Annotated in this window: 22 protein-coding genes and 1 tRNA gene; 17 read left to right on the top strand and 6 right to left on the bottom strand. The window is 53.8% G+C overall.

Annotation, left to right across the window (positions count from 1 at the left end; all coding sequences use genetic code 11):
- Positions 1–81: 81 nt before the first annotated feature.
- The 12 genes from B051_RS0118740 (at position 82) to pcaF (ending at position 10,461) form a co-directional block, all read left to right on the top strand.
- A complete protein-coding gene (locus B051_RS0118740) occupies positions 82–1,338 on the top strand; it encodes an MgtC/SapB family protein (RefSeq protein ID WP_018479764.1) in 1,257 nt (418 codons plus the stop codon).
- Between the two features lie 330 nt (positions 1,339–1,668).
- Positions 1,669–1,860 (top strand): cold-shock protein, encoded by a 192-nt coding sequence (locus B051_RS0118745; RefSeq protein ID WP_018479765.1) that lies wholly within the window; start codon positions 1,669–1,671, stop codon positions 1,858–1,860.
- 148 nt (positions 1,861–2,008) lie between these two features.
- The gene (locus tag B051_RS0118750; protein ID WP_018479766.1) at positions 2,009–2,236 is read left to right on the top strand and encodes a hypothetical protein; all 228 of its coding nucleotides are present in this window, start codon (positions 2,009–2,011) and stop codon (positions 2,234–2,236) included.
- A gap of 56 nt (positions 2,237–2,292) precedes the next feature.
- Positions 2,293–2,745, top strand: coding sequence for a cold-shock protein (locus B051_RS0118755; protein ID WP_018479767.1), 453 nt, complete (start codon positions 2,293–2,295; stop codon positions 2,743–2,745).
- 286 nt (positions 2,746–3,031) lie between these two features.
- Positions 3,032–3,919: a helix-turn-helix domain-containing protein gene (locus B051_RS0118760; RefSeq protein WP_018479768.1), complete on the top strand. Its 888-nt coding sequence runs from the start codon at positions 3,032–3,034 to the stop codon at positions 3,917–3,919.
- Between the two features lie 148 nt (positions 3,920–4,067).
- On the top strand, positions 4,068–5,189 hold the full coding sequence (locus B051_RS0118765) for a muconate/chloromuconate family cycloisomerase (RefSeq protein WP_018479769.1): 1,122 nt from the start codon (positions 4,068–4,070) through the stop codon (positions 5,187–5,189).
- 3 nt (positions 5,190–5,192) lie between these two features.
- On the top strand, positions 5,193–5,489 hold the full coding sequence (gene catC, locus B051_RS0118770) for a muconolactone Delta-isomerase (RefSeq protein WP_018479770.1): 297 nt from the start codon (positions 5,193–5,195) through the stop codon (positions 5,487–5,489).
- Between the two features lie 45 nt (positions 5,490–5,534).
- Positions 5,535–6,452 carry a catechol 1,2-dioxygenase gene (gene catA, locus B051_RS0118775; protein WP_018479771.1) on the top strand — a complete coding sequence of 306 codons (918 nt, stop codon included), beginning with the start codon at positions 5,535–5,537 and terminating at the stop codon, positions 6,450–6,452.
- Between the two features lie 5 nt (positions 6,453–6,457).
- Complete coding sequence (gene pcaD / locus B051_RS0118780) at positions 6,458–7,267, top strand: 3-oxoadipate enol-lactonase (RefSeq protein WP_018479772.1); 810 nt, start codon at positions 6,458–6,460, stop codon at positions 7,265–7,267.
- An 8-nt stretch (positions 7,268–7,275) separates the two neighbouring features.
- Positions 7,276–8,622 carry a 3-oxoacid CoA-transferase gene (locus tag B051_RS22240; RefSeq protein ID WP_018479773.1) on the top strand — a complete coding sequence of 449 codons (1,347 nt, stop codon included), beginning with the start codon at positions 7,276–7,278 and terminating at the stop codon, positions 8,620–8,622.
- A gap of 96 nt (positions 8,623–8,718) precedes the next feature.
- A complete protein-coding gene (locus B051_RS0118790) occupies positions 8,719–9,240 on the top strand; it encodes an aromatic acid exporter family protein (RefSeq protein ID WP_026236523.1) in 522 nt (173 codons plus the stop codon).
- 12 nt (positions 9,241–9,252) lie between these two features.
- Positions 9,253–10,461 carry a 3-oxoadipyl-CoA thiolase gene (pcaF, locus tag B051_RS0118795; protein ID WP_018479775.1) on the top strand — a complete coding sequence of 403 codons (1,209 nt, stop codon included), beginning with the start codon at positions 9,253–9,255 and terminating at the stop codon, positions 10,459–10,461.
- A 154-nt stretch (positions 10,462–10,615) separates the two neighbouring features.
- Here pcaF and B051_RS0118800 read toward each other — a convergent pair.
- From B051_RS0118800 to mltG, 5 genes are all read right to left on the bottom strand, one after another.
- Positions 10,616–10,700, bottom strand: a tRNA-Ser gene (locus tag B051_RS0118800).
- A gap of 116 nt (positions 10,701–10,816) precedes the next feature.
- Positions 10,817–12,676, bottom strand: coding sequence for a DUF4153 domain-containing protein (locus B051_RS21645; RefSeq protein ID WP_018479776.1), 1,860 nt, complete (start codon positions 12,674–12,676; stop codon positions 10,817–10,819).
- A gap of 80 nt (positions 12,677–12,756) precedes the next feature.
- The gene (locus B051_RS0118810; protein ID WP_018479777.1) at positions 12,757–13,728 is read right to left on the bottom strand and encodes a YihY/virulence factor BrkB family protein; all 972 of its coding nucleotides are present in this window, start codon (positions 13,726–13,728) and stop codon (positions 12,757–12,759) included.
- Positions 13,725–14,138, bottom strand: a complete 414-nt coding sequence (locus B051_RS0118815; protein ID WP_018479778.1) for an acyl-CoA thioesterase — start codon at positions 14,136–14,138, stop codon at positions 13,725–13,727. Before B051_RS0118815 ends, B051_RS0118810 begins: the two co-directional genes overlap by 4 nt.
- A 100-nt stretch (positions 14,139–14,238) precedes the next feature.
- On the bottom strand, positions 14,239–15,309 hold the full coding sequence (gene mltG, locus B051_RS0118820) for an endolytic transglycosylase MltG (RefSeq protein ID WP_018479779.1): 1,071 nt from the start codon (positions 15,307–15,309) through the stop codon (positions 14,239–14,241).
- A gap of 232 nt (positions 15,310–15,541) precedes the next feature.
- On the opposite strand from mltG, the gene B051_RS0118825 reads away from it, so the two are divergent.
- A complete protein-coding gene (locus tag B051_RS0118825) occupies positions 15,542–16,168 on the top strand; it encodes an L-threonylcarbamoyladenylate synthase (RefSeq protein WP_018479780.1) in 627 nt (208 codons plus the stop codon).
- Between the two features lie 79 nt (positions 16,169–16,247).
- Here the strand turns inward: B051_RS0118825 and B051_RS0118830 are convergent, their stop codons facing one another.
- Entirely contained in the window at positions 16,248–17,147 is a 900-nt protein-coding gene (locus B051_RS0118830; RefSeq protein ID WP_018479781.1) for a lysophospholipid acyltransferase family protein, read from the bottom strand.
- A 190-nt stretch (positions 17,148–17,337) separates the two neighbouring features.
- Here B051_RS0118830 and B051_RS0118835 point away from each other — a divergent pair, with 190 nt between their 5' ends.
- The 4 genes from B051_RS0118835 (at position 17,338) to B051_RS0118850 (ending at position 23,572) form a co-directional block, all read left to right on the top strand.
- Positions 17,338–17,943, top strand: coding sequence for a WbqC family protein (locus B051_RS0118835; RefSeq protein WP_245539663.1), 606 nt, complete (start codon positions 17,338–17,340; stop codon positions 17,941–17,943).
- A 114-nt stretch (positions 17,944–18,057) separates the two neighbouring features.
- Positions 18,058–20,667, top strand: coding sequence for an ATP-dependent Clp protease ATP-binding subunit (locus B051_RS0118840; protein ID WP_018479783.1), 2,610 nt, complete (start codon positions 18,058–18,060; stop codon positions 20,665–20,667).
- Positions 20,668–20,849: 182 nt separating this feature from the next.
- Positions 20,850–22,409: an acyl-CoA carboxylase subunit beta gene (locus tag B051_RS0118845; RefSeq protein WP_018479784.1), complete on the top strand. Its 1,560-nt coding sequence runs from the start codon at positions 20,850–20,852 to the stop codon at positions 22,407–22,409.
- Between the two features lie 92 nt (positions 22,410–22,501).
- Positions 22,502–23,572 (top strand): M42 family metallopeptidase, encoded by a 1,071-nt coding sequence (locus B051_RS0118850; RefSeq protein WP_018479785.1) that lies wholly within the window; start codon positions 22,502–22,504, stop codon positions 23,570–23,572.
- Positions 23,573–23,576 lie beyond the last annotated feature (4 nt).

Below are 23,576 nucleotides of genomic sequence, written 5' to 3' on the forward strand. Positions count from 1 at the left end.
TATAAAAGTATAGCCATGGCTATACTTTTATCGTTTAGGGCAGTATCTTAGTGGGGCACCATCAGGTGCTGCGCTGCCACTATGGAACAGGAACTCTTCCAGATACTCGCCATTTCGCTGGGCCTCGGCCTACTGGTGGGCTTGCAGCGCCAACATCAGAACGCGCGCATTGCGGGCATCCGCACCTTCCCTATCATCACCCTTTTCGGCACCCTTTCCGCTCTCCTGGCTCAAAGTCTGGGAGGTTGGGTGGTAGGGGCCGGTATTCTGGCTATAGCCGCTATTGTGGTCGTGGCTAATATGATGCAGCGGGAAACGCAGCCAGACATCGGCCAGACCACTGAAGCGGCCGCTTTGCTCATGTATGCTGTCGGTGCTTACCTGGTACTCGGTAACACGACTGTGGCGGTGGCAGTAGGGGCCACGGTAGCCGTACTGCTGCATCTCAAGGAGGCACTGCACCGGTTCGTGGACCGCATCGGGCAAAAGGATTTGACGGCTGTCATGCAGTTTGTGGTGATATCGCTGGTCATCCTGCCTGTGCTGCCAAATAAGGAATACGGCCCCTATGAGGTACTGAACCCTCACAACGTCTGGTTGATGGTAGTCCTGATTGTAGGTATAGGCCTGCTGGGCTACTTCATCTACAAGTTCTTCGGAAACAAGGCTGGCACTTTTCTGGGCGGTGTGCTGGGAGGGCTCATCTCCAGCACCGCGACAACAGTGAGCTATGCCCGCCGCACCAAGCAGGCCAAAGGCAGCAGCAGCCTAGCGGCACTGGTCATTTTCATTGCATCCACAGTGGCTTTCATCCGCATACTGGCAGAAGTAACCATCGTCGCGCCGGGTACTTTGCCGGAGGTGGCCCCTCCCCTGCTGGCAGTCATTGGGCTGATGGTCGTAACAGGCATAGTGGCCTACTTCACCAACAAGGAGCAAGGCGACCACATGCCCGAGCAGGAAAACCCGGCGCAGCTCAAGACAGCCTTGGTATTCGGGGCCATTTACGCCCTGGTGATACTGGCCACAGCCGCTGCGAAAGACTACTTGGGCAGTAGCGGATTGTATATTGTAGCCATCATCTCGGGACTCACCGATGTGGATGCCATCACGCTCTCTACTTCCCGGCTCATGCAGGTCGGGAACCTCTCGCCTGCCAGCGGCTGGCGTATCATTCTGGTTGCTGGCCTGTCCAACGTAGCCTTTAAGGCGGCGCTTGTTGGCTTTATGGGCAACAGGCCTTTGCTTGGCAAGGTGTCGCTCCTGTTTGGGGTGGTGCTGGCAGGTGGGCTATTGGTGCTGTGGTGGTGGCCAGCCGGTGCCGCCAGCGGTATGTAGTGCTTCTACGGGTAGCACACAGCCTGAGACGAAACCTAGTATAGACAAATGCCAGGTATAGGCGCCCGCATGGGAGCCTGTTCAGGTATAGATCAGTCACCAGTAACACGATTTCCTTCCTTGGCTATACCTGCTTTTCATAAATATCTGATTTTCTGCGAGTAGCTACTTGCGTACGCCTCAGCCATTTAGCTTATACCTATAAGGTATAAATGGTAAAGTGGTATCAACACCGTGTGCAATTGTAAAATTTTTATCGTATATTGTAAAAAAAATAATGAACCTATATGCTGCTGCAGGTGTAGTTAGTATATAATTAAACATCACACAATGAATAACGGAACAGTAAAATTCTTTAATGACCTGAAAGGGTTCGGGTTTATTAAGGAAAACGATTCAGATCAGGAGTACTTTGTACACGTGTCTGGCCTAGTGCATGAAATCCAGGAGAATGACAAAGTAACTTTTGACTTGCAAGAAGGAAGAAAGGGACTAAACGCGGTTAACGTAAAGCGTGCTTAGTTTTCACATATAAGCCATCTCGGGGAAGCCTTACGTTCTGTAAGGCTTTCTTTTTGCGCCACTTGCGTAAACGAGATGGTTGTCTCTCCTCGTTGGAGCCGGTTCCAGGCTCAGTTTTGTATCTAAGTTTAACCTTAACCCCACCGAGATGAATCGAAAGTACCTAGTAGACACCACCACCCGCGAGTACATATGCGTAGCCCTGCAGAAAGGGCAGGAATGGACGCCAAACAACCAGGAATCACTCCCTGAGTTCATGGACTCCCGCACCAACAAAAGCAACCCTGACTTCGAACTCCTTTCAGGCGAGTACAACGATAACTCCTTCTTTGAGAAGTGGATACGCAACGGCACTAATTTCCTCTTCAGGTACTAGTGCGCCACACAGGCCAAGAAATATCAACACAGAAAAAATAGAACACCGAACACTATATGGGTAGATCACAAGAGACTTTCAGTAAAAAAGAGAAAGAAAAGAAAAAGCTAAAGAAGAGACAAGACAAGGAGCAGAAGAAAGAGGACAGAAAAGCCAACTCCGACAAAGGGAAGGGCATTGACGAAATGCTGGCCTACGTGGACGATGAAGGCAACATCACCTCCACTCCTCCAGACCCGAAGAACAAGAGAGTCATCAAGCAGGAGGACATCCAGATTGGTGTTTCGAAGCAGGCTGAGGCTGACCCGGCTGACCTGATTCGAAAAGGCACAGTGGCTTTCTTCAACGACTCGAAAGGCTATGGTTTCATTCAGGACCATGTAAGCCAGGAGCGCGTGTTTGTTCACCAAAACGGTTTGGTAGACAAAATCAAAGAGAACGACAGAGTGACCTTTGAGGTGGAGATGGGACACAAAGGACTCAACGCAGTCAATGTGAAACTGGCTTAGCTCTCGCTATACCTTGATTCTTTTTCAACAGTAAATTATAGGCGCACCCCCTACATCAGCCGGCCAGGCTACAGTATTGGCAGCAGGCTAGGCAGATTAAGGGGACTTGCGCCATATTGCCCCTGCTATACCTAGCCCTAGGGTATAGCCCTGAGGCCGGCCTGGCTGGATTTCAAATGTACTGGCCATTCCCCTTCGGCCTTTCCCTTGTAATCACTATCTTCACCGCTGCGTATAGTTCTGTCCGGCACTTCATCCAGTCCGGTACCACTCGAACGAGGGCAAGATGGAAAACAAGAAGTTCTACAGTGGTCTGTATGGCACCCACTCCATTGAGTTCGCCAAAGGGCTTGTCCATGTCTACCCCTTCGGTGAGATTGGCAAGAACCACCACGGTCAAGTAAAGCCGCACGCCCACAACAACCTCCTGCAGATTTTCCTTATCACCACTGGTGTTACTCAGTTCAGGTATGGCCAGTTCAACACCTCTGTCGCAGGACCCGCTTTCATAGCCGTGCCCAAGAATGTGGAGCATGGATTTAAGCACCAGGGAGAGGTGAGCGGCTGGATTGTCAGCCTATCGGACACTGTGCTGGAGCACATGCTGCAACGCGAAGCGGAGGTGTTATTCGGGATGGACGAGCTACTCATCGTTCCTGTTGCATCGGATGATGTTGAGGCCTCCAATGCCTTTGAAACCCTGCAGAAGTGCGTGGCCGAATACCAGAGCGAACTACCGGGCCGCCTGCTGATGCTGCAGTACCTGGTGGGCCAGGCGCTTATTCAGCTATACCGCATCTATTGCAAGGGCCACCAGACGTTAACTTCTTCCGACAATGCCAGCAAGGTGTACTTCAGAAGGTTCCAGCAGCTCATCAAAGCAGGCAACACCTACAAGAAAACGGTGGAGGAATATGCCCGGGACCTCCACATCTCTACCGGCCACCTTAGCCGGGTGTGCAGGAGCATCGCCGGGAAATCCCCTAAAGACATCCTCATCGATTATTTTATCACGGAGGCGCAATTGGCCTTGTCTGATATTGACAAGAACATTGCCTCTATTGGTTACTCGCTTGGTTTTGATGACCCCGCTTACTTCGCCAGGCTCTTCAAAAAGCGCACCGGCTTGACTCCCATGGCCTTCAGGAAACAAATTGGCGTCAAAGGCTCCTGAGGGTGCCCTCCTCTACATGTTCGATTTGTCTAATTATTAGAGCAAGTATCCTAACTCACTGGAATCTAAAGCGTTAAATTTGTATAGATGGTGAGTGTTTACTTACACACGTAGGTAAACACTCACTAGACAACCTTACCGCCTGCAAATGAGAGATGTCCAGATTGAGAGAGTTGAGACGATTATAGTAGACCTCCCCACCATACGCCCGCACCACCTGTCCATGGCCGTCATGCGCAAACAGACAATGGTCATCGTTCGCCTGTTCTGCAGCGACGGCATTGAAGGCATTGGCGAGGCGACCACCATAGGCGGGCTGAGCTACGGCGATGAGTCGCCGGAGGGCATGAAACTTACCATCGACACCTACATTGCCCCCCTGCTGCAAGGCAAATCCGCGCGCAGCGCCAACGCCCTCATGTCGCTGCTCGACCACCACATTCAAGGGAATTACTTTGTTAAATCTGCTATTGAAACCGCGCTGCTGGATGCCCAGGGAAAACGCATTGGAGTGTCGGTGGCGCACCTGCTCGGCGGAGCCGTGACGAAGACGCTGCCCGTGCTCTGGACCCTGGCCAGCGGCGACACGACCAAGGACATTGAGGAGGCGCATGCGCTGCTGGCTGACGGCCGGCACAAAGCCTTTAAACTGAAGATAGGCCGAAAGCCCCCTAAGGAAGACATTGCCCATGTAGCGGCCATCAAAGAGGCTGTGGGCGCAGATACGGTGGTGACGGTGGATGTGAACCAGGCCTGGTCCGAGAGTGTGGCTAAGCAAGGTATAGCGCAACTGCAGCTGGCAGGTATAGACCTGATTGAACAACCCATCCATAAGACGAACTTTGACGGGCTGGCGCGCCTCACCCGGTATTTTGAGGTGCCCATCATGGCCGATGAAGCGGTGGCCACCGTGTCCGACGCCTTCAAACTGGCCAAGGTCGGAGGAGGCAGCGTGTTTGCCCTGAAAATCGCAAAGGCTGGCGGTCTAGTCAATATTCAGAAGCAGGCCGCCATCGCCCAGGGCGCAGGTATAAGCATTTACGGGGGCACTATGCTGGAGGGCACCATCGGCTCGGTGGCCTCGGCGCAGGTGTTCAGTACCCTTCCCACCCTGGACTGGGGCACCGAATTGTTCGGCCCCCTCCTGCTCACCGACGATATTGTGAAGACCCGCGTCAGGTATGGCAACGGCGTCATGGAGATTCCGCAGGGCCCGGGCCTTGGTATAGAACTGGAACTGAATCAAGTAGAGAAATATAAAAGAAAATAAGCCATGTTATTCCACGTGCACATGATTGTGAACATCCCCCTGGATTTGGACAAAGCCTATGTGGATGATTTGAAAGCCAAGGAGAAGGCGCTATCCCAAGAACTGCAGCGCCAGGGCAAATGGACGCACATCTGGCGCATCGCCGGACAGTACGCCAACATCAGCATCTTCAACGTGGGCAGTGCCGGCGAACTGCACGACCTCCTGATGTCGCTGCCGCTGTACCCGTTCATGCAGGTGGAGGTGACGGCCCTGTGCCAGCACTACTCCTCTGTCAAGGACGAGGAGTCAGCCCACTAACCATACCTTAAAACAAAAAAGCTAACCTATAAAAGAACCAAGATTATGGAAAGAAGTCAGATAGATGCCGTTATTGAGAAGATTACCTCAACCGAACACCCGGGCGAAGGCTCAGAGCGCGTGAAGGAAATCGTAAACCGCCTGACCCGGGACCTGTTCTACGCCATTGAGGACCTGGACATACAGCCGGAAGAGATTTGGAAGGCCGTGGACTGGCTCACCAACACCGGCAAAGCGAACGAATGGGGTCTGGTGGCTGCAGGCATCGGTCTGGAGCACTTCCTGGACCTACGCATGGACGAGGCCGAGGCGAAGGCAGGAATAACGGGCGGAACGCCGAGAACCATAGAAGGTCCGCTGTATGTGGCGGGCTCGCCGGAATCAGTAGGGTATGCTGAACTGGAGACCGTGCCGGAAGAGGGCGCAGAAAGGCTTTACATGCAGGGCCAGGTGCTGGATGAAGACGGTAAGCCCGTGCCCGGGGCCAAGGTGGAGGTATGGCATTGCAACCTGCGGGGCATGTACTCCATCTTCGACTCCTCCCAACCGCCCTACAACCTGCGCAGGGCCATCATCACCGATGAGAACGGCAGGTATAGGTTCAAGAGTTTCCTGCCGGTAGGGTATAGCTGCCCGCCAGGTGGCAACACCGACCAGCTACTCAAAGCCCTTGGCCGCCATGGCAGCCGCCCTGCGCACATCCACTTCTTCGTGACCGCTCCCGGACTCCGCAAACTCACCACGCAAATAAACATCGAAGGCGACCCGCTCATCTGGGATGACTTTGCCTTTGCGACCCGCCCAGAACTGGTCCCTCACATCACGCGCTACACCAGGGAGGAGGCCAAGGAGCAGTTCGGTATAGAAGAGCCGTTCGCCTCCATTGACTTCGACTTTGAAATGCACCATGAGGCGGAAGGCGTGTTTGACACGGACATTGAAAGAACCAGGGGCTTGAGATAAACATTATGCCGACCATCAGCCTATCGAACCACACGTGCTTCTATACCTTTGAGGACTCCGGGAAGGCCGAAACCATCGTGTTCTCCAACTCCCTCGGCACGGACCACACCATGTGGGACCCGGTGGTGGCCATTCTGCGCCCCCACTTCAATGTGCTGCGCTACGATACCCGCGGCCATGGGCAGAGCACCATTCAGGGAGAAGAGGTGAGTGTAGCCGCGCTGGGGCAGGACGTGCTGGGCTTGCTGGACCACCTGCGACTGGATAAGGTACATTTCTGCGGTCTCTCCATGGGCGGGCTGATAGGCCAGTGGCTGGGGATACATGCCCCGGAGCGTTTCAAGAAAATCATCCTGGCCAACACGTCAGCCAAAATCGGCACGGCAACTGGCTGGAACGACCGCATCCAACAGGTGCGGGCGCAGGGACTGGAGATTTTGCTTGATGGCACGGCACAGCGGTGGTTCACGCCCTCCTTCCAGGAGCAGCACCCAGAGATGGTGACAGACATCCTGCGCAAGTTTGGACAGAACTCCGCACAGGGCTATGCAGCCAACTGCGCCGCCGTGCGCGACGCTGACTTCCGGGAAGAGCTGCACCAGCTTCAGGTCCCTACCCTGGTTATCAGCGGCCTGCAGGATGAGGTGACTACACCGGCAGATGGCGATTTCTTGGCAAGCACTATACCGGACGCGCGCCATGTGCAGCTGGACGCCAACCATTTGTCCGCTGTGGAGCTTCCCGATGATTTTGCCCGGGCGCTTATTCAATTCGTACAGAACGAAGGACACTTATATTTAAAACTCTATTCATAAGGCTACAGATGAAATCAGTACCACAGATAACCCTCGAAGAAGCCGTTGCCTTGGTCAAGGATGGCGACATATTGCTACAGGGTGGCTTCGGCATGACGGGCAACCCGGTGCACCTGATGCACGCCCTGGCCGAGACTAGTACCAAAAACCTGACGTTCATCGGCAACAACGTGGGTGAGGCAGGTATAGGCGGAGGCCGTCTGCTACGGAACGGCCAGCTCAGGAAGATGATTGGCTCCTTCTTCACCAGCAACCCGGAAGCGGTGAAAGCCGCGCAGGAGGGCCAGGTAGAGTATGAACTGCTGCCGCAGGGTACGCTCGCCGAAGCCATCCGCGCAGGCGGTGCCGGCATCGGAGGTTTCTTCACACCCACTTCCGCAGGTACCGAGTTGGCCAAGGGTCGCGAGACAAAAATCATTCAGGGCAAGGAGCAGGTATACATTGAAGGCATCCGTGGGAACGTGGCATTTGTGCGTGCCTGGCGGGCCGACACGGCCGGCAACCTGACCTACCGGATGACGGAGCAGAACTTCAACCGTGCCATGGCCACCGCCGCCGACCTGGTCATCGCGGAGGTGGAGGAGATTGTGCCGGTAGGTGAAATCGCACCGGAGCACATCCATACGCCTGGCTCTTATGTGGACTACCTGGTGCAGGCCACGCTCACGCTGGAGGATTTAGGTTCCTCGGCTTCGGTATCCTCCTCCAGAAAAGCGAGTGAGAAGCGCATGAACATGGCCCGGCGTGCCCTGAAGGAGCTGAAGAAAGGCGACGTGGTGAATCTGGGAATCGGTATACCTACCCTGGTGGCTGATTTGATTTCGCCGCAGGATGGCATCATCATGCACACCGAGAACGGCATGCTGGGCGTCGGACCGGTCCCCACGGACGGGGGTGGTGCGATGGACTACCCGGTGAATGCGGGCAAGATACCCGTGACGGCGCTTCCGGGCTCCAGCTATTTCGATAGCGCCGAGTCATTCGCTATGATTCGTGGAAAGCACGTGGACATTGCTGTGATGGGCGGTCTGGAGGTAGATGAAAAAGCGAACCTGGCCAACTGGGCGGTACCGGGCCAGCCGCTGCTAGGTGTGGGCGGCGCCATGGATTTGGCCTCCGGCGCCAAGATTCTCATCATCACCATGATGCATACCGAACGGGACGGCTCACCCAAGGTAGTGCCTACCTGCACCCTGCCGCTGACGGCGCTCCAGGCCGTGGACATGCTGATTACCGACCTGGCGGTGTTCCGCTACCTAGACGGACAACTGACTCTGACTGAACTCATGCCAGGCTCCTCCCTGGAGGAGGTGCGGGAAAAGACATCGGCTAAGTTCGTGGAGAGGCTGGCGTAAGGTATAGCGACCATCTCCTTCAGCACCTGAAGGGTCGGTAAACTTGCAGCGCATACGGAAAATCCGGCGATGAATAGTACATATTACCTGCATGCCATGATGAACAGATTCCTGAGGTATAGCATAGGCTCTGATTTGGTCATCTACGGCGTCAGGTGCACCATCGGGTTCCTGGTTGGCTATTGGCTATACCTGAGTTTCCCTCAATTTGAGCTCTATTGGACGCTTATCTCCATTATCCTGGTCATATCGCCGGAGGAGAAAGATGCCCGAAGGCTCACGCTGGAGCGCTTCAAAGCTAACCTGATTGGCTCCAGCGTCGGGCTAGTCTGCTTTCTGCTGCCGGCGCCGGAAGTGTTTAGGATGGTATTTGGGATTATCCTTTCCATTGTCATCTGCCACTTCTTCCACCTGATGGGGGTGGCACGGACGGCGGTGGTGGCGCTCATCATCGTGCTGATTCACGAACAGCTCACTACCCTGACATACTGGGCCGCCGTGGAACGATTCCTGTCGGTGACGCTCGGTTGCCTCATCGGCCTCTCCGTGACCACCTCCACGGCCTACCTCACCATGCGCCTGCGAAAAGGCACAGCCCTTGAAGAACAGATAAAATAAAACCTGAAAACCATGAGAAGAGAAGCATATTTAGTAGATGGAATCAGAACCCCCATCGGAAAGCTCGGAGGAGGCCTCTCCCCCATCCGCACCGACGATTTGGCCGCCATGGTCATCAAAGAGCTCGTCAGCCGGAATCCCAATATCCCTATGGAGAGCGTGGACGATGTGATTCTGGGCTGCCACAACCAGGCGGGGGAAGATAACCGGAACGTGGCCCGCATGGCTTTGCTGCTGGCCGGCCTGCCGGTCACAGTGCCAGGGGAGACGGTCAACCGCCTGTGCTCCTCGGGCATGGCGTCGGTCGTGCAGGCGATGCGGGCCATCCGATCCGACGAAGGCGATGTGTTCATTGCTGGCGGCGTGGAGCACATGACACGCGGTCCTTTGGTCATCTCAAAGCCATCGAAGGCTTTTGGCACCGACTCCAAAATGGAGGATTCGAGTTTTGGATGGCGCTTCGTCAACCCCAAGATGGAGGAAATGTACGGCGTTGACCCTATGGGTGTGACGGCGGAGAACCTAGCCGAGATGTACCAGATATCACGGGAGGACCAGGACAAGTTCGCCTACCAGTCCCAAATGAAGGCGACCAAGGCGCAGGAGAACGGCGCATTGGCCGAGGAAATCATGCCGGTGACCATTCCGCAGCGCAAGGGCGAGCCCATCGTCGTGTCCCAGGATGAGTTCGTGCGCCCCAGTACCACGCTGGAGGCCCTAGCCAAACTGCGTCCCGCTTTTAAGAAAGAGGGCACGGTGACAGCCGGCAACGCTTCCGGCCTGAACGACGGCGCGGCAGCCACCTATATCGTCTCTGAGGATGCGCTCAAGAAATACAACCTGACGCCCCTGGCTAGAATCGTGAGTTCGGCTGTGGTGGGAGTCGAGCCACGTATCATGGGTATAGGCCCGGTACCGGCATCAGAAAAGGCGCTGAAAAGAGCCGGTCTCTCCCTATCTGATATGGACATCATCGAGCTGAATGAAGCATTCGCGGCCCAAAGCCTAGCCTGCACAAGAGCCTTAGGCCTGGCCGATGACGACAGCCGCGTCAATGTGAACGGCGGTGCTATCGCACTGGGCCACCCGCTCGGCATTTCCGGCACGCGCATCATCCTCAGCGCGGCGCTGTCGCTGAAACGGCAACAGAAACGCTATGCGTTGGCTACTTTATGCGTCGGCGTTGGGCAGGGGTATGCGGTAGTGCTTGAAAGGGTATAATTAACGTGGTTAGATGGGAGGAGACAACTAGGGTAGCATTGGCTGTATAATAGTTACAGATTACATGAAGCCACACCCATACCTGAAGTTTTTAAAGCAAAAAGCCTGCAAACTTATCGTTTGCAGGCTTTTAAGTTCTGGGTATCGCTACCAGCAGAGAGTGAGGGATTCGAACCCCCGGACCTGTTACAGTCAACGGTTTTCAAGACCGCCGCGATCGACCACTCCGCCAACTCTCTGTAATTGAATCTAGCACAAAAGTATAGTGCCGCGCCCAATTTTCAAAGCTATACGGCAATATTTTTCGCTGGTTATCCGGAGCCCACAGTAAGCCATTGATTCTTAAGCTCAAAATTTAATCCTCTACTTTCAGGAGCAGCCTGCCAGAGATGTTTTCTAGTCGGTACTTGCCTTTTTCCCGCCGAATGGCCACATGCTGTAGCTCTAGTTTCAGGGAAAAGCCCTCACCGCTCCTCGTCCATGTCATTTCCTCTCCGGTCATCTCCTGTCGCCCCTTCTGGCGCAGTTCCTGAAACAGCGGCTCCAATACCAGTCCTAGGCTGTCTTCTGCGTGCACAAAAAGCAAAGTTTCCTGCTGCCCTGCCTCCGGCTCCAGGTAACGGATTTGCAATGAATCGCTTCCTATTTTGTACGTGTTTGGTTGTAGGGCTTCTTGTCTGTTTACTTTTTCTGCCCCAATGTGCAGGTTGAGCAGGTAATCATACCCGGTGATGTGCCATACCTCCTGCTGCTGCCCAGCGTTCGTGTTGAAGAACAACATATCCTGACCAAGGTAAGGCCGCTGTCCATACTCTAGACCCATCAAATCCATCACCACTGGAATGTTGTTGCGGTCATAGATGCGCTGAGCCTTCAGGGTATCCTGATGCTGGGCCAGCACCGAATCTAAATTCAGGTTGAACCAGGGCTGTACCCTTTCCAGACCGTGCACTGCATCCAAGTAATGCAGGATGGAGCTCACCTCCTGCTCTACTGAATCTGCTACGTCCTGGGTGGCAGGTATAAGCTTTCCATCCACCAACATACCCTGCTGTTCCAGCATAATCCGCAGTCTGTTAAACTGGCTTCGCTCCGATACCTGGAAGGCGCTGAAGGGACCAACTGCGGAGAGCAAAGCCACCAGACTGAGCGTAATCGGCACGAACTTGATGTTCTTCTGGCGGCTGAAGAGAAAGTACAGTGCCGTGCAGAACAGCCACAGCGCCAGCGCCACCACGAAATAGCGCTCCTCGGTGAGGCCGTACTCCGACACCCGCCGCCAAATGGCGAGCATGAGCAGGATGATGAGCGGAAAAAGCGCCCGGAAGAACCAGCGGCCGAAGGTGCGAATCCAAGTGTTGCCCTCGGTGTGGCGGATGGGATGGATGAGCAGCAGCGACAGGATGCCTGCAATGGAGAAGCACAGCACCAGCACCGACACCCAACCCTGCGGCCAGTCCCATTGCAGCACTATCTTCCCAAAATACAGGTATAGGATGACCAGGTAGAGCGTAACCAATGGCAGCAGCACGAACTGCGTGAACACCTTCAGCCCTTTCGGGTAGGTATGGGTATGCTCCAGTTCCGCCACATCGTCGGGCACGCCGGCCAGGAAGAACCAGGTGTTGAACACGCCCACCATGAAGAACCAGAGTTTCTGATAGAAGTTATAGTGCACGTCCACCTCAAAGAGATTCTCCACCGCCAGCACCGCCAGAGAAAGGCCCAAATAGAGCACCGCCGAATAGAGGGCGGAGGTGAGAATGCGAAGGAACAGCGCTTTGTTGAACTGCCAGAAGGCGTTCTCTTCACGCCTATTGAAGAACATGGCGTAAGAAGCCACCAGGTGCAGAGTCAAAGCCAGCAAAAAGAACCGAAGGTGCTGCTTTGTCTGCAGCTCAGGGGGCAGCAGGAAATAGTAAGTGGCCAATAAGGCTATACCTGCCCCCCAGCCTACCGCCCGTTGAAGCAAACTTAACCTATACCTGCTGCCAATCAGCTCGAGCACAAAAAACAGAATCAGCCCCAACGCTGACACTTGCACCAGTTTCTCCAAGTAGGTGTATTGCTCCCGCTGCTCGTAAGGCACATCCACACCGGCGATGGCCGCCCAAGTGCCCACAAAGGCAGAGAGCAGCACCAGCGGATACTTCAGAAAGGTATAGGCTGCCCCCTGGTACAGTTGCTGCAGCGAGATGTTTTTGAGCCAAGCCATAGTCGTAGGTCTTCCCGCCGCTACAGAAGCGGCATACTACGAAAGATAGCAAAATAATAATATAACCAGGCAGAAATGTCTTAGGCTGCTTTTATGACCTGCTCCTGACTTTTGGCGGTCTTGCGGGTGAGGCGCTTGGTCACGGTGTCGATGCTCACGTTGATTTCAAAACCCAGAATCAGAATCATGGAGATGAAGTCGAGCCAAATCATCAGACCGATGAGAGCACCGATGGACCCGTAGAACTTGTTGTAGGTATCGAAAGCGCTGATGTAAAGGGAGAAGATGAGCGACACCAGGAAAATCAGCACGGTGGCCACCACGGCCCCCGCCGAGAAGAAAGGCCACTTGTCCTCGATGGCAGGCACATAGTAATAGATGAGCGAAGTAGCCAACAGAAACAGCAGGATGATGGCCACATACTTGAGCATCACAATCAAGGTATAGGTATAGCTCTCGGTCACTATCTCATAAAACACCAGCACATCCAGAATCCACTGTCCGAAGAAAATAGCCGACACAGCCAGCAGCAGGATGAAAGACAGGGCAAATGTCAGGATGGTGGCGATGACGCGCTTCTTGATGTACGGCCGCTTATAGAAGGTATGGTACTTCTTGTCGAAGGCATCCATGAGCGACATGATGCCGTTGGTGGAGAGTATCAGCGCGAACAGAAAACCGAACGAGAGCAAGCCGCCCCGCGGTTTGTTCACAATGTCATCAATGGTGTCGTAAGCCACGGTATACATCTCCTCCGGCAGAAAATCGGCCAGGAAACTGAGGATGCTCTCGCCCAGGTCAAGGGAGAGAATGCTCGGGATGTAGGGTATGAGCGTGAAGAGGAAGATGATGGTGGGAAAGATAGCCAACGTGAAGTTGAAGGCCATATAGGAGCCCCGTTTGGTGATGGAATCCAGCCTGAGTTCGCCCAGCAGCACGTCAGCCACCTCGTACACCGAAGACTGGCCGTTGTTGAAACGCCACCTCTTCAGAAACACGATGAACTTACGGTACGCCCGGCGGCGCTTCAGATATTGCTGGTTCAGCCTCATTCGCTATAGTATCCGTCCAACTTCTGGTGGATGAGCGCAGGTATAGCCGTCGGGCGCCCTGACTTCATGTCCACAAACACCATGGTGGTCTCGCCCACGTTCAGCAGTGTCTGTTCCTCGTTGTACACTTCGTACTCAAACTTTATACGCGTGCCGTGGGGCTTGTGCTTCAGAAACAACTTGATGGTGAGCATATCATCGTACTTGGCAGGACGAATGTACTTGCACTTGAGCTCCAGCACGGGCATCATGGTACCGGTGGCCTCCATCTCTTTGTAGTGTATGCCCAGCCTCCTGAATACCTCGGTACGGGCCACCTCATAATAGGCGGCATAGTTACCATAGTACACGTAGCCCATCTGGTCAGTCTCGGCGTAGCGTACGCGTATCTGCACTTCTGATTCAAACATGGATTGAATGGTTGGGTGGTTAAACTGCTAAATGGCTGACCTGCTGGCGGCACTTGCTATACCTGCAAAGCAACAATTCAACAATGCGGCAATTAAGCCATTACTTCAGAATATTCCGCTCAGTAAGGGCTTTCTGGTAGCGGCGGGCGTTGGCCATGTGCTCAGCATGCGTCACGGCAAAGCTGTGGTAGCCCGAGAAGTCCTCCTTGGCGCAGAAATAGATGTAGTTGTGCTGCTCCGGGTTCAGGACGGCATCGATGCTGGAAATATCGGGCACGTTGATGGGTCCCGGAGGCAAGCCCGCATACCTGTAGGTGTTGTAAGGGGAGTCGTGCTGCAGGTGCACGTTGAGCACGCGCCGGATAGAGAAGTCCCTCACCGCGAACACCACCGTCGGGTCAGCCTGCAGCAGGATGCCTTTCTGGAGTCGGTTCAGGTATACGCCTGCCACGCGGGGCTTCTCGTCATTCTTGATGGTCTCGGCCTGCACGATGGAAGCGAGCGTGGACACCTCTTTCTGCGACAGGCCTAGCTTGGCTGCTTTTGCCTTGCGTTCTTCCGTCCAGAAGCGGTCGTACTCGGTCTTCATGCGCTGCATCAGTTCCTCGGCCGTGATGGTCCAGTATACCTCGTAGGTGTTCGGGATGAACATGCTCACAATGTTGGTTGTGTCGAAGCCCAGCGTCTGCAGGTATGCCTGGTCGTTGAGCAGGCTGTCCAGTTCTTCAGTAGATGGCTCCAGTGAGGCAGCCAGTTTCTCGGCTAGTTGGCTACGGAGCCGGATGTTGGTGAAGGTGAGTTTGAGTGGGTCCTGCTCGCCCAAGCGAAGCACACCAATGAGTTGGCGGTTGTTCCAGCCGTTTTCCAGTTTGTAGCGGCCTGGTTTCACCAGTTGGTCATAGTCCATGAGCTTGGCCATGAAACGCAGCGACAGCCGGTCAATGATGACGCCAGTGGCCTCCACCGAATCGAGCGCCTGCTCATAGCTGGCCCCGGTCGGGATGTAGACGTAGGTCTCCTGGTCTTTGGTGTCTACATTGGGGGTATAGACTATCTGGTAGGCATAGTAGGAGAAGCTCACGAACAGGAACAGGAACAGCACGATGATGCCGGTCAGCCAGCTGTTTCTTCCTTTTTTCACGCGCTTGCGTGGATTGACTTGGTTAGCCATAATAGTACAGAAAGGCACAGGAATGGGTGTAGGATTCCTCGGCCCGATTAGTTTAGGCTACAAAAATAATATTTATCTGGCTCATCTGTCTACTTTTGACACAGCTTATGCAACAAGGGCTGCATTTATTTGCTCCCGCGGCCGCAGCTGACGGCCTGCCACCGCTCCGCCTGCAACGTAGGACACCCGAATCAAGTATGCCTTATCTATACCTAGCAAACCGGATAAAACTATGGCCAACGCTGTTTTCATACAGATACACCCCGACAACCCACAGCCCAAGAAGATACAGGAGGCAGTCAGCATCCTGCGCAACGGCGGCATCATCATTTACCCCACCGATACCATCTACGGTATCGGCTGCGACATCCACAACACAAGAGCGGTGGAGCGCGTCTGCCAAATAAAGGGCGTGAAGGCGGACAAAGTGAACCTCTCTTTCATCTGCTCCGACCTCACCCACATCTCGGACTACGCCAAGATAGACACCCCCACCTACAAGGTGATGAAGAAAGCATTGCCGGGCCCGTTCACCTTTGTGCTCGATGCCAGCAGCAAGGTGCCCCGCTATGCCGGCAGCAAAAAGAAGACGGTGGGTATACGTGTGCCCGATAATCGGATAGCCCTGGCCTTAGTAAGCGAGTTAGGCAACCCTATCCTATCCACCTCCATCCGCGATGAAGACGAGGTACTGGAGTATAGCACTGACCCGGAACTGATTTATGAAAAGTACCGCAACCTGGTAGACGCCGTGATTGATGGTGGCCCGGGCAACAACATAGCCTCTACCGTGGTAGACGCCGCCAACAACTTTGAGGTGCTTCGCGAAGGGGCTGGTGATATTGAGGAATATCTTTAGGAGTTCTGAGTTAAAAGTGGTTGCGGAGATTAACTTCAGCCATGCACCAAAAAAACTTTCAACTCTTAACTTTTAACTCTCAACTTTTAACTGGTCGCTTGTGCTTCCAGCGTTTGTGGGTCCAGAGGTAGTCGGCGGGGCTGCGGCGGAGAGAGGCTGCCAATTGCCGGGCAAAGGCTTCTGTGATGGGAAACTCTCCCTCTACTGGTTTAGCCGTTCCATCCGACAACACCTCGAAGCGCAACCTGTAGTGTCCGCGCTTGAAGCGGTACACATCCAGGAACAGGACGGGGCAACCAAAGGCATTGGCCAACTTTTCAGCGCCGACAAAGAAGGCGGTGTCCTGGTTGAGGAACGTGGTCCAGTACTGTATCTCGCCGAAGGGTGGCGTTTGGTCTGAGAGCATCGCGACAACGCGGGGGACTTTCCTGTTGCGCACGAAGTCGCGCATCGTGTCCTTCATCTTGATGAGGCGTGCCCCGAGCCGGGTTCGCAGGTATAGCATGAACTCCTCAAAGAAAGGATTGGTCAGCGGCTTGTAGACACCCTCTGCCGGGAAACCGAACTGGACCGCACCAGCCGACAATATCCATTCCCAGTTTCCTGAGTGAGAGCCCATGGTGATGACGGTCTTTCCCTGCTGCACAAAGTCATCGAGCACCTCCTGGTTGGCAAACTCAATCCGGCGCCTCATTTCTGCTTTGTCCATAGAGGCCAGTTTAAGTATCTCCACCACCACATCCAGGAACTGCTTGTAGAAGTCTTTCGCGATTAGCTGTATCTCCTGTTCCTCCTTCTCCGGGAAGGAGTTGCGCAGGTTCTGCAGTACCACCTTTTTGCGGTAACCAATCACGTGGTATGCCAACAGGTATAGGGCATCGCTCAGCACGTAGAGCACCGGCAGCGGCAACAGCGACAGGCCCTTCAGCAACAGCCAGAGCGGGTAATACAGCGCAGGTATGTCAGGAGATTTCTTCACAAGGTATAGGTCAGTGGCAAAGGTACAACCTCCCCGTGTATTATGAAATTAAAGAAATGATGCGTATTTAGCAGATGTGCGCCTTGGCATTAACACTAGCTATGGAGATTGGCTCTGGAAAAACCATCAGGTATAGCCAGGCATACTCGTTCGCTTTCTAACTTCTACTCTTTCTAACTCTTTAACTACCTTGCTCCTCCTCACCGAAACCATGTACAACCCACCCATCCAGTACTTCGCACAGGCCGCAAGGGCCGAGGCGCTGCTGGTGGAGCAGCACGAGAACTACGTGAAGCAGAGTTACCGCAACCGCTGCCACGTACTCACGGCGCAGGGAGTGGTGCCGCTCAGCATACCTGTGCTGCGGGGCAACAGCAAAGACAAGACGCGCATCACCCAGATTGAGATAGATTATACCCAGAAGTGGCACAACGTGCACTGGCGCACCATACAGGCGGCGTATGGGCGGGCGCCCTATTTTGAATTTTACAGTGACTATCTGCGGGAGGTGTACGAGCGGCAGCCGAAATATTTGTTCGAGCTCAACATTGACTTATTGCGGCTTTATCTTAAATTTCTGAAACTGGAAAAGCCGCTGCAGTTCACTGACAGCTACCAGCCTGAGCCCCCGCCCGGAGTGCTGGACCTCAGAAATAGGATACATCCTAAAATCATTCCTGACAACTTGTACGTAAAACCCTATACGCAGGTATTTGGCAAACAATTTGTACAAGACCTTAGTATACTTGACTTGTTGTTTACGCAGGGACCAAAGTCACTTTCCTATACACAATAAGGCTGCAGCAAATTAAACCTTTGTACCGCATGGCTTGTTTGAAAACTAGGGCTTATCCTGTTAGCCTCAATCAGTTATAATTTTTAGACTTTTTAGATTTTTTATAGAGTATACATGGAAGCTAAATTCTCGAACAGAGTGAAAGAGGTTATCTCACTCAGCCGTGAGGAAGCTATCCGTCTTGGCCATGACTACATCGGCACCGAACACCTGGTGCTGGGCATGATTCGGGAGGGAGAAGGTACAGCCATCGCTTTGCTTAAGAAGCTGGGCGTTTCGATAGATGAACTGAAGTACGCTTTGGAGCAGGCTACACGAAACACCGCATCGCAGAGCAACAGCATCACCGGCAGTATCCCGCTTACCAAGCAAACTGAGAAGGTGCTTAAGATTACTTACCTGGAGGCCAAAATCTTCAAAAGTGACATTATAGGTACTGAACACCTCTTATTATCCATCCTTCGGGATGAGGACAATATTTCTTCTCAAATCCTAGCGAAATTCAACGTGAACTACGAAGCAATAAGAGACTCCCTGGATTATCACAGCAATAATCCGCTGGCATCGTCTGATACAGATGACAATGATGATTCTGACAAGCTATTCGGCAGCTCATCCCGCGCTGGCAGCAGCTCGAGCAAGAAGCCTGGCGAGAAGTCGCGCACCCCGGTGCTCGACAACTTTGGCCGCGACTTGACCAAGCTGGCCGAAGACGACAAGCTGGACCCAATAGTTGGTCGTGAAAAAGAGATTGAGCGCGTGGCGCAGGTCCTGAGCCGCCGCAAAAAGAACAACCCGATTCTGATTGGTGAGCCTGGTGTGGGTAAGACAGCTATCGCTGAAGGCCTGGCCCTGCGCATCATCCAGAAAAAGGTGAGCCGCGTGCTGTTCAACAAGCGTGTGGTTACTCTGGACTTGGCCTCATTGGTGGCCGGTACGAAGTACCGCGGTCAGTTTGAGGAGCGCATGAAGGCTGTGATGAACGAGCTGGAGAAGTCTCCGGACGTTATCCTGTTTATTGATGAGCTGCACACGATTGTAGGTGCTGGTGGTGCCTCTGGCTCCTTGGATGCCTCCAATATGTTCAAGCCTGCCTTGGCCCGTGGCGAAATTCAATGCATTGGCGCGACTACGCTAGACGAGTACCGCCAGTACATTGAGAAAGATGGTGCGTTGGCCCGTCGTTTCCAGATTGTGATGGTAGACCCTACCACACCGGAGGAGACCATGGAAATCCTGCACAACATCAAGGACAAGTACCAGGACCACCACCATGTGAACTACACCGACAAGGCAATCGAAGCCTGCGTCAAGCTTTCGGACCGCTACATGAGCGACCGTTTCCTTCCGGACAAGGCTATTGACATCCTCGATGAGGCTGGTGCGCGCGTGCACATCAACAACATCGTGGTGCCGGATGATATCCTGAAGCTCGAAGAGCAGATTGAGAACATCAAGGTGGAGAAAAACCGTGTGGTGAAGAGCCAGAAGTACGAAGAGGCTGCCCAGCTGCGAGACAAAGAGAAAAAACTCATTGACCAACTCGAGTCAGCTAAAAAGAACTGGGAAGAAGAGACCAAGAAGAAGCGCTATTCGGTAAAAGAGGAAAATGTGGCAGAGGTTATTGCCATGATGACAGGTATACCGGTGAAGCGTATTGCCCAGAACGAAGGCCAGAAGCTGTTGAACATGGCCGACGAGCTGAGTGGCAAGGTGATTGGCCAGGAGAAAGCCATCAAGCAATTGGTGAAAGCCATCCAGCGTACCCGTGTTGGTCTGAAAGACCCGAAAAAGCCAATTGGCTCATTCGTGTTCCTAGGCCCGACTGGTGTTGGTAAAACGGAGCTTGCCAAAGTACTGGCTACTTACCTGTTCGATAAAGAAGATTCGCTGGTGCGTATCGACATGAGCGAGTACATGGAGAAATTCAGCGTGTCTCGCTTGGTGGGAGCGCCTCCAGGCTACGTGGGCTACGAAGAAGGTGGTCAGCTGACGGAGAAAATCCGCCGCAAGCCATACTCTGTGGTGCTGCTCGACGAGATTGAGAAAGCACACCCGGATGTGTACAACCTGCTGCTGCAGGTGCTCGACGATGGTATTTTGACAGACGGACTGGGCCGCAAGGTTGACTTCCGTAACACGATTATCATCATGACATCCAACATCGGTGCCCGCGACCTGCAGGACTTTGGAGCCGGTATCGGTTTCATGTCTAAGAGCAAGCAGGAAAACGTGGACGATATCATGAAAGGCACTATTGCCAGCGCCCTGAAGAAGACGTTCTCGCCTGAGTTCCTGAATCGTCTGGATGATGTGATTGTGTTCAATTCGCTCAGCCGCGAAGACATGCACAAAATCATCGAGCTGTCGCTTGGTAAGCTGTTCAAGCGCATTGAGACGCTTGGCTACAAGATTGAGCTGACAGACAAAGCGAAAGATTATGTGGCAGAGAAAGGTTACGATCCGAAATATGGTGCCCGTCCGCTGAACCGTGCTATTCAGAAGTACATCGAAGACCCAATTGCGGAAGAGATTCTGAAGGCCGAGGTAGCGCAAGGCGACACCATGATGGTGGATTACAAGGAAGGCGATGACAAACTCACCTTCTCTTCTAAGAAAAGCAATGGCAAGAAAAACAAAGGCATGGCTGACGACGGAGAGGAAGAGACAGAGCCGACCAAATCTACCGGTACTGACTCAGGCACAGATAAATCTGGCGAATAAACTATAAATATGATTGACTTTAAGGGCTGCCCGGATGGGCAGCCCTTATTTTTTGCCCCTGCTTCTGCGCCATGCTCGGCTATACCTGCAAAAAGTATCCGGATTGTGACTGATTTCGGCTTATAGTTTTTAAATTTGGACATTCATCACACGATATCAGACAAACAGCTATACCCATTTTCATGGCAGGAGAAATCAGACAAACCCAGATAGAAACGCTGGAGCGCAAAAACGCGGAGGCGTTGCTAGGTGGCGGACAGGACAGAATAGAAGCACAGCACAAGAAAGGCAAACTCACAGCCCGTGAGCGCATCCACCTGCTCCTCGACGAGAACTCATTCGAGGAAATCNGAAAGTTCGTGATGCACCGCTCAAAGGACTTTGGTCTTGACAAGCAGTACTACCTGGGTGACGGTGTGGTGACAGGCTACGGCACCATCCACGGCCGTTTGGTCTACGTCTTCTCACAGGATTTCACCGTGCTGGGTGGTTCGCTGTCCGAGACACACGCTGAGAAAATAGTGAAAATCATGGAGCTGGCCATGAAGAACGGCGCTCCGGTCATCGGTCTCAACGACTCTGGTGGTGCCCGCATACAGGAGGGCGTGGTATCATTGGGCGGCTATGCTGACATCTTCTACCGTAACACACTGGCCTCTGGCGTTATACCTCAGATTTCGGCTGTTATGGGACCATGCGCCGGCGGTGCCGTGTACTCCCCTGCCATCACCGACTTCATCATGATGGTACAGGACACCTCATATATGTTCGTGACCGGGCCTAACGTCGTGAAGACGGTGACGCACGAGAACGTGACTTCTGAGGAACTGGGCGGAGCCAGCACCCACAGCACCAAGAGCGGCGTGACACACTTCTCCTGCGCCAACGAGGTGGAGTGCATCAACTACATCAAAACGCTGCTGAGCTACATCCCGCAGAACTGCGAAGAGTTGCCGCCTTCAGTACCTTATGAGGAAGCAGCTGACGAAATCCGCTCCGTACTTGACACCATCATACCTGAAAACCCGAACCAGCCGTACGACATCCGTGAGGTGATTGAAGGCATCATTGATACCGACACCTTCTTTGAAGTACACAAAAACTTTGGCGAGAACATCGTGGTGGGATTTGCCCGTTTGGGAGGCCGCAGCATCGGCATCGTGGGCAACCAGCCTGCCGTGCTCGCTGGCGTACTGGACATTAATGCCAGCACCAAGGCCGCGCGCTTCGTACGCTTCTGCGATTGCTTCAATGTGCCGTTGCTGGTGCTTGAGGATGTACCAGGCTTCCTGCCAGGTACCGACCAGGAGTGGCGCGGCATCATCACGAACGGAGCCAAGTTGCTTTACGCTTTCTGCGAGGCTACTGTACCACGTATCACCGTGATTACCCGCAAGGCGTACGGTGGCGCGTACGATGTGATGAACTCCAAGCATATCGGGGCTGATATGAACTACGCCTGGCCAACGGCCGAGATTGCGGTGATGGGCGCGCAGGGTGCCGCCGAAATCATCTTTAAGCGCGAGATTGCCACGGCCGAAGACCCGGCAGCCAAGCTGGCGGAGAAGGTGCAGGAGTACAAGGAGAAATTCGCGACGCCTTACCGTGCCGCGCACCGTGGTTTTATTGATGAGGTCATCATGCCATCCGAGACACGCGGTAAGCTCATCAAGGCGTTCAAGATGCTGGAGAACAAAGCGGTGCAACTCCCTCGTAAGAAGCACGGCAACATCCCGCTTTAGCAGCAACCAGTGGACAAGGCACTGGTAAACAAACCTAGCTTCAACCCGTTATCATCTGATAACCGATTTTTGACAATTGTTAACTGACATTGATGAGAGAAGAATCTTTTGAGTTCCTGAAGAAATATCTGAACAACTCCTCTCCTACCGGCTTCGAGTCTGAGGGTCAGAAGCTGTGGCTGGAGTATATAAAACCGTACATCGACGATTACTTCGTGGATACCTATGGCACTGTGGTGGGTGTGGTAAACCCGGAGGCGGAGTACAAGGTGGTGATTGAGGCGCATGCCGACGAGATTTCCTGGTTTGTGAACTACATCACTCAGGAAGGTTACCTATACCTGAAGCGAAACGGCGGCTCCGATGCCCTGATTGCTCCGTCCAAGCGGGTGAACATCTATACGTCCAAAGGTATAGTGAAGGCTGTTTTCGGCTGGCCAGCCATACACGTGCGCAAGGTGGAGAACGACAAAGCGCCGACCATTGAGACTGTGTTCCTGGACTGCGGCGCCAGTAACCGCGAAGAAGTGGAGGCAATGGGCATACACGTAGGCTGTGTGGCTACTTTCGAGGATGAGTTCACGGTGATGAACGACAAGTTCTACGTGGGCCGCGCTCTGGACAACCGCGTGGGAGGTTTCATGATTGCCGAGGTGGCGCGCATGCTTCACGAGCGCAAGCACAAGCTGCCGTTCGGCCTCTATATCGTCAACTCCGTGCAGGAGGAAATTGGCCTGCGTGGCGCTGAGATGATTGCCCATCGCATTAACCCGAATGTGGCCATCATCACAGACGTGACGCACGACACGCAGTCGCCGATGTATGACAAGAAGAACAGCGGCGACATCCATTGCGGCAAAGGTCCGGTGATTGCCTATGGCCCGGCGGTGCAGAACAATGTTCGCGACCTGATTATCAATACCGCCAAGGAGAAAGAGATTCCGTTCCAGCGCTCTGCTGTTTCACGTGCAACCGGCACCGACACCGATGCCTTCGCCTACTCCAACGCCGGTGTGGCCTCAGCCCTAATATCGTTGCCGCTGAAGTACATGCACACCACGGTGGAGACCGTGCACAAGGATGACGTGGAGAACGTGACAAAACTGATTTACGAGACGCTCCTCAAAATAGAAGACAACCAGGACTTCCGGTACCTGAAGTAAGAGT

The organism is Pontibacter roseus DSM 17521 (genome assembly GCF_000373265.1).
Taxonomy (GTDB): domain Bacteria; phylum Bacteroidota; class Bacteroidia; order Cytophagales; family Hymenobacteraceae; genus Pontibacter; species Pontibacter roseus.